The organism is Anaeromyxobacter sp., assembly GCA_016718565.1.
Classification (GTDB): Bacteria; Myxococcota; Myxococcia; order Myxococcales; family Anaeromyxobacteraceae; genus JADKCZ01.
Genome location: JADKCZ010000001.1, coordinates 1,390,256 through 1,404,420, shown reverse-complemented (window position 1 = coordinate 1,404,420; position 14,165 = coordinate 1,390,256). Strand labels below are relative to the sequence as shown.

9 protein-coding genes are annotated in these 14,165 nt (G+C 73.2%); 6 read left to right on the top strand and 3 right to left on the bottom strand.

Annotated features, from left to right (window positions below; genetic code table 11):
• Window positions 1-293: 293 nt before the first annotated feature.
• Both IPO09_05995 and IPO09_05990 read left to right on the top strand, forming a co-directional pair.
• Window positions 294-2,510 (top strand): TonB-dependent receptor plug domain-containing protein, encoded by a 2,217-nt coding sequence (locus IPO09_05995; GenBank protein ID MBK9516902.1) that lies wholly within the window; start codon window positions 294-296, stop codon window positions 2,508-2,510.
• 17 nt (window positions 2,511-2,527) lie between these two features.
• Entirely contained in the window at window positions 2,528-3,949 is a 1,422-nt protein-coding gene (locus IPO09_05990) for a hypothetical protein (GenBank protein ID MBK9516901.1), read from the top strand.
• A 150-nt stretch (window positions 3,950-4,099) separates the two neighbouring features.
• On the opposite strand, the gene IPO09_05985 is transcribed toward IPO09_05990, so the two are convergent.
• Entirely contained in the window at window positions 4,100-6,145 is a 2,046-nt protein-coding gene (locus tag IPO09_05985; protein ID MBK9516900.1) for a fibronectin type III domain-containing protein, read from the bottom strand.
• Between the two features lie 362 nt (window positions 6,146-6,507).
• Here IPO09_05985 and IPO09_05980 point away from each other — a divergent pair, with 362 nt between their 5' ends.
• The gene (locus IPO09_05980; GenBank protein MBK9516899.1) at window positions 6,508-7,356 is read left to right on the top strand and encodes a hypothetical protein; all 849 of its coding nucleotides are present in this window, start codon (window positions 6,508-6,510) and stop codon (window positions 7,354-7,356) included.
• A 13-nt stretch (window positions 7,357-7,369) separates the two neighbouring features.
• Here the strand turns inward: IPO09_05980 and IPO09_05975 are convergent, their stop codons facing one another.
• Together IPO09_05975 and IPO09_05970 are read right to left on the bottom strand one after the other, a co-directional pair.
• Window positions 7,370-8,491 carry a di-heme enzyme gene (locus tag IPO09_05975; GenBank protein ID MBK9516898.1) on the bottom strand — a complete coding sequence of 374 codons (1,122 nt, stop codon included), beginning with the start codon at window positions 8,489-8,491 and terminating at the stop codon, window positions 7,370-7,372.
• A gap of 26 nt (window positions 8,492-8,517) precedes the next feature.
• Window positions 8,518-9,525, bottom strand: a complete 1,008-nt coding sequence (locus tag IPO09_05970) for a metallo-mystery pair system four-Cys motif protein (GenBank protein MBK9516897.1) — start codon at window positions 9,523-9,525, stop codon at window positions 8,518-8,520.
• A gap of 253 nt (window positions 9,526-9,778) precedes the next feature.
• Between IPO09_05970 and IPO09_05965 the strand changes: the two genes are divergently transcribed.
• The 3 genes from IPO09_05965 (at window position 9,779) to IPO09_05955 (ending at window position 13,827) form a co-directional block, all read left to right on the top strand.
• Complete coding sequence (locus IPO09_05965; protein ID MBK9516896.1) at window positions 9,779-10,144, top strand: glyoxalase/bleomycin resistance/dioxygenase family protein; 366 nt, start codon at window positions 9,779-9,781, stop codon at window positions 10,142-10,144.
• 52 nt (window positions 10,145-10,196) lie between these two features.
• Window positions 10,197-12,761 carry a hypothetical protein gene (locus IPO09_05960; GenBank protein MBK9516895.1) on the top strand — a complete coding sequence of 855 codons (2,565 nt, stop codon included), beginning with the start codon at window positions 10,197-10,199 and terminating at the stop codon, window positions 12,759-12,761.
• Window positions 12,762-13,002: 241 nt separating this feature from the next.
• Entirely contained in the window at window positions 13,003-13,827 is an 825-nt protein-coding gene (locus tag IPO09_05955) for an alpha/beta hydrolase (GenBank protein MBK9516894.1), read from the top strand.
• Window positions 13,828-14,165 lie beyond the last annotated feature (338 nt).

Here is a 14,165-nt window from a genome sequence, read left to right as displayed (position 1 = left end):
TGCGTCGCGGCGTGGCCTCCTCCTCGGAGCCGGCCATCGCCAGCCCGCTCCCCGGGCGCCGGTGGATGCAGCCGCCCGGGACGACGACGTTTGCGACAACCTGCCACATCGGACCCGCGCGCTCAGGTCACTCCAGTCGACTAGATTCCGGCGGGCAGTCGATCAATCGAGCGCCCCCCACTCCCCAGGCGCCGGCTCGATCCCTATCCTCCTTCGACCACGCCTCGCGGCCCGCTCGACGGAGCGCCCCTCGAGGTCACCACCTCGCACCCCAGGCAGCGCGCCACCAACCCATGACAAGACCACTCCCGACCTGCGCCGCTGCGCTGCTGCTCCTGGTGCCGTCGCTCGCCCGGGGCGGCGACGAGCCGGAGCTGGTCGTGACCATGGACGAGCTGGTGGTCCAGGCCCAGAAGGTCCAGTCCAGGGACGCGAAGCTCGGGGCGTCGAGGCCCGGGAAGGCCGACATGGTGGCCCGGCAGGCCACCACCGCGGACGCCACCGAGCTGCTCCGCGGCGTCCCCGGCGTCAGCCTGAGCGGCGCCGGCGGCATCTCGAGCCTGCCGGCCATCCACGGGTTGGCCGACGACCGGCTGCGCATCCAGGTGGACGGCACCGACCTCATGCCCGCCTGTCCCAACCACATGAACTCGCCGCTCTCCTACGCCGATCCGACCCGCATCGAGAGCGTGACCGTCTTCTCCGGGATCACCCCGGTCAGCGTGGGGGGAGACAGCATCGGGGGCTCGATCCAGGTCAAGTCGACGCCGCCGGAGTTCGCGCTCCGCGACGGGCCGCTCCTCCTCGGCGGAAGGATCGGCTCCTACTACCGCTCCAACGGCGACGCCCTGGGCTACACCCTGGGGGCGACCGTGGCCGGCGAGTGGCTGAACCTGACGTTCGGGCAGTCCGACTCGCGCTCCGAGAACCTGAAGGCCGGAGGGGCCTTCAAGCCCGCCGCGGCCGGCACCGAGGGTGGCGCCCTCATCCCGGGCGACGTGATCGCGTCCTCGGCGTACCGGGGCACCGTCAAGCGGTCGCTCGGGCTGGCGCTGAAGCGGTCGGGGCACCTCCTCCAGCTCGAGGCGAGCCAGCAGCAGGTGGGCTTCGAGGGGTTCCCCAACCAGCGCATGGACATGACCGCCAACGACAACCGCCTGGTCACCGGGCGCTACTCGGGGGCCTTCGCCTGGGGCGACCTCGAGGCGCGCCTCAGCTACCAGGACACCCGGCACGAGATGGACATGGGCCCGGACCGGTACTCCTACGGCAACGGCATGCCGATGGACACCGAGGCCAAGACCTCCGGGGCGCTCGTGAAGGCGAACGTGACCCTGTCCGACGTCCACCTGCTCCGAGTGGGGGTCGAGTACCAGCGCCACGTGCTGTACGATTTCTGGCCCCCGGTCGGCGGCACGATGGGGCCGAACACCTTCTGGAACGTCGACTACGGCCTCCGGGAGCGGGGCGACCTCTTCGCCGAGTGGGAGGCGCGCTGGTCGCGCGCCTGGCTCAGCCAGGTCGGCGTCCGCAGCGACACGGTCAGGACCGACGCCGGCCCGGTCCAGGGCTACGACGACGCCCTCCCCGCCTGGGGCGACGACGCGGCCGCGTTCAACGCCTCGCCGCGGCGGCGCACCGACTTCAACTGGGACCTGGCGGCGCTGGCGCGGTACACCCCCGCGCCCACCCAGACCTACGAGGGAGGGTACGCGCGCAAGTCGCGCTCGCCGAACCTCTACCAGCGCTACCCCTGGTCCACCAACGCGATGGCCGCGCTGATGAACAACATGCTGGGGGACGGGAACGGCTACGTCGGGCTCATCGAGCTGGCCCCGGAGGTGGCCCACACCTTCAGCCTGACCGGCTACTGGCACGACGAGGTCAAGGCGAGGTGGGAGCTGAAGGCCACCGGCTACTACACCCACGTCGACGGCTACGTCGACGCCCGGCGCTGCGACTTCGGGCAGTGCAGCGCCGAGAACGAGGTCACCAGCAGCGGCTTCGTCCTGCTCCAGTACGCCAACCAGACGGCCCGGCTCTACGGGCTGGACCTGTCGGCCCGGCTGCTGCTGGGCGAGTCGGACGCCTGGGGCAGGTTCAGCGCCGACGCCGCGCTGGACTACGTCCGGGGCGACAACCTCACCACCAACGACGGCCTCTTCAACATCATGCCGCTGCACACCCGGCTCTCGCTCGTCCACCAGCGCGGGGCCTGGCGCACCAGCGCCGAGCTGGTGGCCGTGGCGGCCAAGCGCCACGTCTCCCAGGTCCGGAACGAGATCCCGACCGCCGCCTACGGCCTGGTCAACCTGCGCAGCAGCTACGAGTGGCGGATCCTCCGGCTCGACGTCGGCGTCGAGAACCTGTTCGACCACCTCTATGCCAGCCCGATGGGGGGCGCCTACGTCGGCCAGGGCCCCTCGATGAGCACCACCAGCATCCCGTGGGGGGTCGCCATCCCCGGCGCGGGGCGGTCGCTCAACGTGGCCCTCAACGTCCGCCTCTGACCAGCCGGAGCCCACGCATGCGCACTGCCACCACGCTCCCTCGCCACCTGGCCCTGGCCGCCCTCGCGCTCGGAGCGCTCGGGGGGTGCGTCGAGGGTCCCAGGATCGAGGCGCGCCCGCAGGTGATCACCTTCGCCCCGGCGCCCACGCCCGCCGTCAACCAGTCCTCCGCCGTCGTGTCGGCCACGGCGAGCTCGGGCCTGCCGGTCCTCTACGCCAGCCGGACGCCCTCCACCTGCTCGGTCGACGCCGGCGGCGTCGTGGCCGCCGCGGCGGCGGGCACCTGCACCATCGCCGCGACCCAGGCCGGCGACTCCCGCTACGCGGCGGCGCCCCAGGTCACGCAGGACGTCACCTTCACCTTCCGGGGCGTGATCGAGTTCGCGCCTGCCCCATCCATGAGCCTGTACGACCTGGCCACCGTCTCGGCGGTCGAGAGCACCGGGCTCCCGGTCGGCTTCGCCAGCGCCACGCCGTCGACCTGCGCCGTGGAGGACGCCACGGGGGTGGTGAGCGCCCTGGCGGCCGGTGACTGCACCATCGTCGCCAGCGCCGGAGATGGGCAGGCCTCCCTGACGATCGCGGTCACCGCGCCTCCAGGCGCTGCTGCTCCCGGGGCGCCGACCCGCCTCTCCGCCACGGCGGGGGAGGCGCCGGGCACCGTGACGGTCACGGTGGGCGCGGTGGTGGCGGGCGGAAGCCCGATCACCGGCTACACGGTCACCTCCTCCCCACCTGGCGTGACCGGCTCCGGCCCTTCCTCCCCGGTCACCGCCGCCTGCCCCGGCACCTGCGCCGGGTTCGCCATCACCGTGGCCGCGACCAACGACCTCGGGACGAGCCTGCCGTCCGTGCCGGTCGACGTGGTCAGCCGCTACCGGGTGCTGACCACCTTCCGCGAACCGGACACGCAGCCCAACGACTCCATCTTCGAGGGCACGTTCACCTTCAACGCCACCGCGGGCGTCGCCTCGGGCCTCCAGGGCCGCCTGAGCGAGTCGATGACCGGCGGTGCGACGCCCTACCCGGACGACTCCATGACCTGGCTGACCCTCGGGCACCAGCGCTCCTCGCTGCCCGCGGTGCTGGACGGGGCGCCGGGCCTGCTGGTCACCACCTTCCTGCTCGAGACCACCGACACGCTGGCCCAGGAGCCGAAGTTCGGCGGCACCGACGGCTGGGAGCCCGGCACCGGGATGGGGCTCCACTTCGGCTTTCCGGGCGCCAACCCCGGCAACGCCTACGTGCGGATCTGGGTGAACGCCGCGGAGCCCACCGCGGCGCCGACGCAGGGACAGCTCGACAAGCTCGCCTACGCCGACTGCGCCCCCGGCGGCATGATGGGGGCCTCCTGCATGACCGGGACGACCGAGGCCGGCTACGGGAGCATCGGGACCATGGGCGGGCGGCCGGTGTCGCAGGTGACGACGCGGCGGTGAGGCCCGCGGCCCACCGCCGCCGAGAGACCGCAGGAAAGACGACCTCGCCGGCGACCAGCCCCGTGGAAGGGGCCGATCGCCGGCGAGGTGACGAGGGCGGCGGGCTCGAAGCGAGGCGCCGCGCCTCGCCGTGCGGCGTCCGCGAGGGCGCTACGGCCCGGTGATGACCTGGGAGGACGGGTAGCCGCCCATGGTGCCGACGCGCCCGTACACGCTCGCGGTGGTCCCGGTCATGCACTGCCAGCCCGCCATCATGCCCATGGGCGTGCAGTCAGCGTAGGCGGTGCGGCTGAGCTGGGTCGCCGTGAGGGTGCCCAGCGGGGCGTCCGGATCGACGAGCACCATGGCGTAGGCGTTCTGCACGGACGTCGCGTACGGCACCGCCGGGGAGCCGAAGTAGGCCTCCCCACCCGGCCACCAGGTGGCCAGCGCCGGGTCCAGGCCCACGGGCGGCCAGGCCGGGTTGGTCGCGAGCGGGCTGAAGGTGTCCACGGTGGCGTTCTTGAAGGTGGTCACCAGCTGGCCGTTCCCGCCGAGGCCGTCGGGCAGGACGGACAGCTGGTTGCCCAGCTGGACCGTGGTCATCGGCACCATGGTCATGGACTGGGTCAGGGTGCCCTGCAGCCCGCTGACGACCCTGGTGGTGGAGTCGAGCGTGAAGGTGCCGGTGAAGATGGAGTTCTTGGGCTGCGTCATGGGCTCGAACCAGGTCGCGACCACGCCGAAGCTGGTGACGACGTTGGCGGGGGTGGACGCCGGGCCGGCGCCGCTGGCGTTGTAGGCGGTGACCGCGAAGGTCTGGCCCGCGCAGGACCCGCCGCACGGCACGGTGATCGGCGAGCTGGTGCCGGTGGCCATGAAGCCGCCCGGGCTCGAGGCCACCGCGTAGTTGGTGATGGCGCTGCCGCCCGCCGGGACGACCGGGGCCGTGAAGCTCACGCTCACCGAGGTGTTGCCGGCCAGGGACGCCGCCACCGCGGTCGGCGCGTCAGGGGGCGCGATCGGCGTGGCCGACCACTTGGCGGGGATGTGGAACACGACGCTGGTCGAGCCGCCGCGCGGCGAGCCGTCCGCCAGGCCCGGCAGGCTGGCGCAGTTGCCGAGGGTGCAGAGGTCGGTGACCACCACCGTGACGTTGCAGCTGCTGGTGTCCGGGACCGTCAGCATCCGGGCGCCGTCACCCATGTCGACCCCGCCCATAACCATGCGCGCCAGGGTGCCGCCGCAGTCGTTGGACCAGGCGTAGGCCAGGGCGTCGCCGTCGGGGTCGGTGACCGTCATGAGGCGCATGTGGGCCACGGTGTTGGTCGTGAGGACGGGCGGGTTGCCGGTGACGTTGGGCTGGTCGAAGTGCACCCTGGTCCTGACGTTGGCCGGGTCGATGACCGGCCAGGTGTTGGCGTAGACGGTCACGTCCGCGTTGCCCGCGCTCCCCGACTGGACGGCGACGATCAGGTAGGCGATGGACCAGAGGTCCCCCTCCTTCACGTCGACGCGGAGCACGCAGTTGGCCGGGACGACCGCGGGCGCGGTCCAGGTCGTGGACGGGCTGCTCGACGTGGCGCCGGGGGTGGCGGGGGGAGCGGGGGGCATGGTGGGGACGGGGGGGCCGGTGAAGGTGCCGTTCTGGGCCGGGGCCTGGATCGGATAGCAGGTGGAGCTCCAGCCGTAGGCGAGCGTGCCGGGCGGGATGCGGGCGGAGTGCGCCATCACGGCCAGGTCCACGGTCCCGCCAGGCGCCACCATCGTGGCGGTGGAGGTCAGGCTGTCGATGATGGGCGGGAAGGCGTCGGTGGTCCCGCCACCGCCGACCTCCTGGGCCAGGATGTACACCTGCGCCGTCGCGTTGGCGACGATGTCGACGGTGGCCTGGCCGCGGTAGATGACGGCGTTGGTGGCGTCGAGCGCCTCGGCCAGGAACACGCGCCCGGTGCCGGCTGGGATGTTGACGACGGCGCCGGTGTACAGGCCCGCCGCCCCGCCGAGCGTCTGCACGATGGGGGTGCTGAGCGCCGGCGAGCCGCCGCTGACGGTGAGCCGGACGCTCATGACGTCGGCCACCACGGCGAACCTGACGCTCACCTGCGCGCTGCCGGTCTCGGTGCCGGTGACCTTGCCGCTCGAGCAACCCCCGATCGACGCCGCCAGTGCCGCCGCGGCCACGATCGCGAGCCCCTTCCTGATGCTTGCCGACATGTTTGCCCCTCCTTCTGGTCTTTTCGACTGGTTGACTGCGCGAGGCGCGAGCGGTCGCGCAGGCTTCTCGCGATCGCACGCACCTGAAGAGCTCCCCTGGACTGATTGCCGTCACTTTGCTGACGGAGGCCTCGGCTGGCAACGTGACCATTGGACGCAAGCCGGGCCGGATTGCGGCAGCGCGACGCACCCCGGCGGGCGTGCGGCCATCGACCGCAACGTTTCCGGACGCCACCGGCGCGTTGACGGCCCGGCCGCGGGCCAATACGCTGCCGCGCCACCGTGACCATCTCAGCCACGCCACGGCGTCCCCTCGGAGAGACCACATGAAGAGCTGGTTCGCAGCGTCTGTGCTCACGGCCATGGCCTCCCTCGTGGCCTGCGGCGGCAGCGGAGACTCCGGCGCCGTCCCCGGCGCGCCGACCGCGGTGGCGGCGGCGCTCGGCGCCACCAGCGGTGCGGTCGTGGTGACCTTCTCGCCCCCGGTGGACGCGGGCAGCGGCCCCATCACCGGCTACACGGTGACCTCGACGCCGGCCGGGGTCACGGCCAGCGGGGTCGCGGCGCCGATCACGGTGTCCTGTGGAGGGCCGTGCGCGGGCCGCGCCTTCTCCGTCTCCGCCACCAGCGCCGCCGGCACCGGCGCGGCGTCGGCCCCGGCGCACGTCGTCACCGCGTTCGACGTGGTGGAGACGTTCCTCGAGCCGATGACCCAGCCGAACGACTCCATCTTCACCGGCACCTTCACGCTCGACTCCACCACCAGGACCGTCTCGAACCTGCAGGGGTCGCTGACGCAGTCGATGACCATGCCCGGCCAGCCCATGACGACCGTGGGCCTCACCCACCAGCTCTCCGCGGTGTCCGACGGCCTCGGGGGCAACGGCCTGCTGGTGACGACCTTCCTCCTGGGCAGCGTGGACACGTTCTACCCGGGCGGCTTCGACCCCCACGACGCGAACGCCGTCTACTTCGGGTTCCCGGACCCGTGGAGCGCCGCCACGGCGAACGCCTACGCCAGGATCCTCGTCGACACGGACGACCCGACGGCCACCCTCTCGCAGGCCCAGCGCGACCTCCTGGCGTACGCCGACTGCACCGCCGGCGGCATGATGGGCTCCGTCTGCATGACGGGGACCACCGTGGCGGGCTACGGGCACGTGGGGTCGATGGCCGGCTACCCGGTCTCGCAGGTCGTGACCAGGCAGTAGCCGTCGCGGCGCCTCAGCGCGCGAACGGATTCGAGAAGCGCGGGTCGGTCAGGAACTGCTGGTCCGTCAGCGCCTCGAGGAAGGCGACGAGGTCGGCCTTCTCGCCGGCCGTCAGCGAGAAGGGCTGGACGAGCTCGCTCTGGAGCGGGCTGGGCGCGCCGGTCTCCATCCTGACCCGGCCGCCCGCCGCGAAGAGCTCCACCACCTCGCCGAGCGTGGCGACGCTGCCGTCGTGCATGAAGGGGGCGGTCACGGCCACGTTGCGCAGCGGCGGCGTGCGGAACTTCCCCATGTCCTCCGGGCGGGAGGTGAGCCCGTGGAGGCCGGTGCCGCCCGGCGGGTAGGCGCCGAGGCCGTCCACGTCGTAGAGGCCCAGGTTGTGGAAGGGGAAGGGGTTGCCCACCTCCCCCGGCGCCGCGGCGGCGTCGGAGAAGAGGAAGCCGGCGTGGCACTTCGCGCAGCCGACCCGCTCCGAGGAGAAGAGCCCCATGCCCCGCTGCGCCGAGACCGTGAGCGCCGCCTGGTCTCCGCGCTGGAAGCGGTCGTAGGGCGAGTCGCCGGAGATGAGCGTCCGCTCGAAGGCCGCGAGGGCCTTGACGATGGTCACGTAGCTCACGGCCGGCACGTCGGCCGGGAAGGCCTCCCGGAAGAGGCGTGGGTAGTGGGGGTCGCCCTCGAGCCGCGCGATCACCACCGCGTCCAGCCCGGAGATGCCGAGCTCCACCGGGTCCTGGCCGAGGATCGGGCCGAGCGCCTGGTGCTCCAGGCTGGGGATGACCGAGTTGGCCCAGGTGAAGGTGCGGAACCAGGCCAGGTTGGCGAGCTGCTGCGGGCCGCGGGGGTGCAGCTCGCCGGTGGAGCCGAGCCCGCGCGCCCGGCCGTCGGTGAAGGCCCGCGCCTGCTCGTGGCAGGAGGCGCAGGACTGGGTCTGGTTGCCCGAGAGGCGCGCGTCGTAGAAGAGCCGCCTCCCGAGCTCGACCTTCACGTCGCTCATCGGGTTGTCGGCCGGCACAGGCGGGACCGGGAAGCCGGCCGGGAGGTCCCATGCGTACGCCGCCGCGAGGTCCTGGCTGGAGCCTCCGCCGCAGGCTGCGGCGAGGACCGCGGCGAGGGCGAGGCCGAGGCGGGTGCGCATGGGGCCTCCTGGCTCCGGGGCCGGGGCTACTTGGCGACGGCGCGGAAGACGGACTGCTGCGGATCGGCCGGGAGGCCGTTGACGGTGAGTCCGAGGTGCGGGAAGGTCGGCCAGCACTCGGGATCGGTCTCTCCCGACATGCAGCCCGGGGCGCCGCCGCCGTCGGCGGAGTCCAGGTTCATGCCGGCCAGGAGCGCGGCGAGGTCGAACGCCACGGCCTGGGTCGCCGGATCGAAGGCGGCCAGGTCGACCGCCGGGGTGTTGAGCTTGGTGCAGACGGCGGTGCTGTAGTCACCCGGGGTGGTGAGCCCGCACCCGGACGAGCCGAGGTGGAAGTTGAAGGTGAACGGGGCCGCGGGCGGCGCCGCGCGCTGGATGTTCACCTCGATCTTGGTGAACTTGAAGCCGGTGGTCCAGCTCCAGGCCATCGCGCTGTTGTTGAGCGGCGGGAGCATGGAGGGCGACTGGTAGTCGAAGTGGTTGCTGGCAGCCGGGACCCCGAGGTCGAACCTCAGGCCGACGTAGGTGCCGACGGGCGCGGTGCCGGTGACGGCGGTGTTGGTCTCCGCCGAGCCGACCAGGCAGGCCCCGGTGGCGTTCTCGAAGTCGAGGAGCGCCACGCCGAAGTTCTGCCAGACGGTGGTGTCGAGGGTGACGCTGGCCTCGGCGCCGGCGGCGGTCACCAGCCGGAGGTTGGAGACGTAGAACCGGAAGTCCCGCGGCTTCAGCGGGATGGTCCCGGTGCCGACGGCGTAGCCGGCGAGGTTGGTGCAGTCGAAGGCCTGATCCCCCACCACCGCCTTGAAGTCGATGGTGACGGCCGGCTGGCACGCCTGGCTCAGCGCCGGGGTGCCCGTGCAGCCGTCGGGCGTCGCCGAGGTGACGGTGCGGGTCTGAGTCCCGGTGGGCTGGCAGGTGCCCCAGGCGGTGTAGGCGTAGGTGCAGGCAGCGGGCGGCGGATCTTCCGAGCTGCCGCCACAGGCGGCGGCGAGGGCGGCGATGGAAGCCAGGGAGAGCATGCGGAGGCGGTTCATGGTGAAATCCCTTTCATGTCAGGGGGTTGCACCTGTGGTCACCGACGAGATGCCGGCCCCGTCCGCCCCCCAAGGATCGGACGCTCGACACGGCACTCTTGTCACAGATCAATCCTGCGGCAATCTGTCAACTTGTCGCACACCACGACCGACCCGACCGGTCAGGAGCCAGGGGGAACGCACCCCCATGCGGGGACCGGTCCCGGGGAAACCTGCGGAGGGCCACCTGTCGAGTCTCGCCGGCGCTGGCGTCGTGGTCTTCGCACTCGACCTCGAGCGCCTCACCAGGTTCCACGAGGAGGTCCTCTCGCTGCGGCCCGTCGAGCGGGGGCCGCACCACGCGGTGCTCGAGGCGCCAGGGCACCAGGTGGTCCTCCACGCCATCCCCCCCGAGATCGCCTCGGGCCTCGAGGTCACCCGCCCGCCGCAGCGCCGGGAGGAGGCCGCCATCAAGCCGTTCTTCCCGGTGGCCAGCCTCGCGGCGGCCCGAGCCGTCGCGGCCAGCCTGGGCGGCGTCGTGGACCCGTCGGATCGCGAGTGGGCGGGTGGGGGCTTCAGGGCCTGCGACGGCCACGACCCGGAGGGCAACGTGATCCAGCTCCGCGAGGTGGCGAGCTGAAGCTGGCCGCCCTGGCCCGCCGGCTTGACACCCCTGGTGGAAGCGAAGGACCTTGTCCCCCGGAGACATGAGCCACCAGGGCACCGCCCCGTCCACCATGGCAGCTCGAGGCCTCCACCGCCGCCTGGGCCTGGCCATCCTGCTGGCCACCGCGTGGCCAGCGGTGGCCGCCGAGGCGCCACAAGCCCTCTCGCAGTGCATCCGGGAGCGCTGGACCTACCGCGAGGGGCTGCCGCACAACGTCGTCCACCGGCTCCTGGCGGCCCGGAGCGGATACCTCTGGATCGGGACGCAGGAGGGGCTGGTCCGCTTCGACGGCGTCAGGTTCAAGGTCTTCACCCACCTCGACACGCCTGGGCTGGCCGGCAACGAGATCACCGCCCTGCTCGAGGACCGGGACGGTCTGATCTGGATCGGGACCTCGCGTGGCCTGAGCCTGCTCCGGGACGGCGCCTTCGAGACCCTGGGGCTGGGCGCCGACGCGGCCGTGACGGCGCTGTCGCCGGACGATGAGGGCGGCCTCTGGGTGGCCACCGAGGGAGACGGCGTGCGACGGGTCCGGCCCGGGGCCACGCCGCGGGTGGAGCGACTCGAGGGGCTCGAGGACCAGCGGGTGCTCACCCTGGCGCGGCTCGGGCGAGAGCTCTGGATCGGCGGCTACGGCGGCCTGGCGCGGCTCGTCGACGGTCGCCTGGAGGTCATGGGCACGGCCGGGTTGCCTTCGGAGGTGGTGACTTCCCTCCGGGTGACGCGGGACGGCGTGCTCTGGGTGGGCACGAGCCGGGGGCTGGCCCGCCGCACGCCGGGCTCGGGGCGCCTCGAGACGGTCCCGTTCGCCGGGTCCTCCCTGGTCCTGGCGCTGCTGGAGGACCACCTGGGCGCGCTCTGGGTCGGGACGGAGGGGCGACCCCTGGTCCGGGTGTGGGGCGATCGCGCCGAGGCGGTGGTGGGGACGGTGAGCCCGCTGGATGTCCACACGCTGGCCGAGGACGGCGAGGGTGACCTCTGGGCCGGCACCGAGTCCGGTGGCCTGTACCGGCTCCGGTGGGGCCAGGTCGTCACCATGGCCCGCGAGGAGGGGCTCTCCGCCGACGTGGTCTGGTCGGTCCTCCAGCGCCGGGACGAGTCGATCTGGATCACCAGCGACGGTGGGCTGGACCGGCTGCGCGGAGGCCAGGTCCAGACGCCCCACGCCGCCGAGCTCCGGGGCGCGCGCCTGGGTGGCCTGCTGGAGGACCGCGCCGGCGACCTGTGGGTGGGCACCGGCGACGGGGTGACCCGCTTCGGGCCGCGCGGCGCGCGGCGCTACGGGAAGGAGAGCGGCCTCGCCGACCACCTCGCCCGGACCATCCACGAGGACGCCCGCGGGACCGTCTGGCTGGGCACCTCCCACGGCGTCTTCCGCCTGGTGGACGACCGCTTCCGCCGGCTCGACGCCGACCCGGCGCTGCTCGGCGACAAGGTCAACGCCCTCGCCGAGGAGTCCCCGGGACGGCTGTGGGTGGGGACGACCACCGCGCTGGCGCGCGTGGAGGGCAACCGGCTGGTCCCCGCCACGATCGGCGGGCAGCCGTTCCGCGGCGACGTGACCGCGCTGCGCGCGGAGCCAGGCGGCGGCCTCTGGATCGGGACGGTGGGCGACGGCCTGGCGCGCCTGACGGGGGATCGGCTGGAGCGGTGGACCCAGCGCGAGGGGCTGTTCGAGGACACGGTCCTCGCCATCCTGGACGACGGAGCCGGCCACCTCTGGCTCTCCGGGACCCGCGGCATCAGCCGCGTCAAGCGGTCGGACCTGGACGAGGTCGCGGCGGGGCGCCGCGGCGCGGTGGCGCCGACGGCCTTCGGGACGGCGGACGGCATGCGCGAGCGGGAGTGCAACGGGGGCGTCGAGCCGTCGGCCTGGCGGGCCAGGGACGGGCGCCTCTGGTTTGCCACCATCCGCGGGGTGGCGGTGATCGATCCCGCCCGCCTCGGTCCCAGCCAGGCGCCGCCGCCGGCGCGGGTCGAGGAGGTGACCGTGGACGGCCACCCCTGGCCCGTGGGTGGCGTGCTCCGGCTGCCGGCGGGGACCCGGCGCGTCGACGTCCGCTACACGGGCCTGGCGCTGGCCGCCGCCGAGCGGATCCGCTTCCACCACCGGCTGCTCGGCCTCGACGACGCCTTCCTGGACGCCGCCGGCGAGCGGGTGGCCCACTTCACGACCCTGGACCCGGGCCGCTACCTCTTCGAGGTGGCGGCCGCCAGCGCCGCCGGGGCCTGGGGTCCGCCCGCCACCCTGGCCTTCGAGATCGAGCCACACCCGTGGCAGACGCCGTGGTTCGCGCTGACGGTGGCCCTGGCGACGCTGGGGCTCGCGGTGGGCGTGCACCTCGCCCGCACCAGGTCGCTGCACCGCCGCGAGGCGGCCCTGGCGGCGCGGGTGGACGAGGAGATGCGCAAGGTGAAGCTCCTCACCGGGCTGCTCCCCACCTGCGCCTGGTGCAAGAAGATCCGGGACGAGGGCGGCGCCTGGCAGCAGTTCGAGGACTACGTCAGCACCCGCACCGACGCCCAGTTCACCCACGGCATGTGCCCCGAGTGCTTCGAGCGCGTCGGGCGCCAGGGTGACGACTCTTAGGGGCGTCGCGGAGCGGCAGTCGTCGAGCTGGCGGCCGCCTCGACGGCCCTCGCCTCGTTCGAGAACGTTTGCGAACGAGCCAGTGGCGACGTCGCGATCGCCTGGACCCTGGCTGGTCGGCCGGATCGGGCCGCTGTCCCGAGGTCGCAGGCCGTCCCGTGCACCCGGCCACGGGAGCACGCCTCTTGCTTCCCGCGGTGGGGGCCGGAGCCGGCCCAGCACCAGGCGGACAGGAGCCACCATGGGAACCTTCACGACCAAGAGCGGGGCGAGCCTCTCCTTCAAGGACTGGGGCGCGGGGCGGCCGGTGGTGTTCAGCCACGGCTGGCCGCTCTGCTCGGACAGCTGGGAGGCGGCCATGCTGCACCTGGCCTCCAGGGGCTTCCGCTGCGTGGCCCACGACCGCCGCGGACACGGCCGCTCGAGCCAGCCCTGGAGCGGCAACGACATGGACACCTACGCGGACGACCTCGGGGAGCTCATCGAGGCGCTCGACCTGAAGGACGCCACGCTGGTGGGCTTCTCCGCGGGCGGAGGCGAGGTGGCCCGCTACATCGGCCGGCACGGCACGGCGCGGGTGGCCAAGGCTGCGCTGATCTCCGCGGTCCCGCCCCTGATGCTGAGGACCCCGACCAACCCGGCGGGAGTGCCGCTGGAGGCCTTCGACGCCATCCGCCGCGGCGCGCTGGCGGATCGGTCACAGCTCTATCGCGACCTCGCCAGCGGCCCCTTCTTCGGGGCCAACCGTCCCGGCGCCATGGTCTCCCAGGGGGTGATGGACGCCTTCTGGCTCCAGGGCATGCTGGCCGGCCACAGGAACGCCTACGACTGCATCGAGGCCTTCTCCGAGACCGACTTCACCGCGGACCTCGAGCGCTTCGACGTGCCGACGCTGGTGGTCCACGGCGACGACGACCAGATCGTGCCCATCGCCGCGGCGGGCCTCCGCTCGGCGCAGCTCGTCAAGGGGGCCACCTTGAAGGTGTACCAGGGCGCCCCTCATGGCCTGGCGGACACGCACAAGGACCGGCTCAACGCCGACCTGCTGGCCTTCGTCGGCGCCTGAGCGCGCCACCTCATCCCGCTGGCGGCCGGCTCCCCCCGCAGGCGCAGGTCCTCGGTCAGGCCAGGGTCCGGCCGCCTGGCCCACGAGCGTGCTCGACGGGACTCGCCTGGGGCTGTGCGGTCGATGCCTGACCGCCTGCGAGCCCGGCTCCGCCCGAACGTCCACGGCCCGGCCCGAACGTCCGCGGCCTCCTCGTGGACGCAGGCCTCCGGCGCCGTCCTGGCCCGGGTGCAGCGCCGGCGGGCCGATGCGCCCTCGCACGGCGGATGCAGTGTCTTGACGGGCGGCGAACCCAAGCGCCCAGGAACACCCCACCCCACCCCACCGTCAGGAGCACT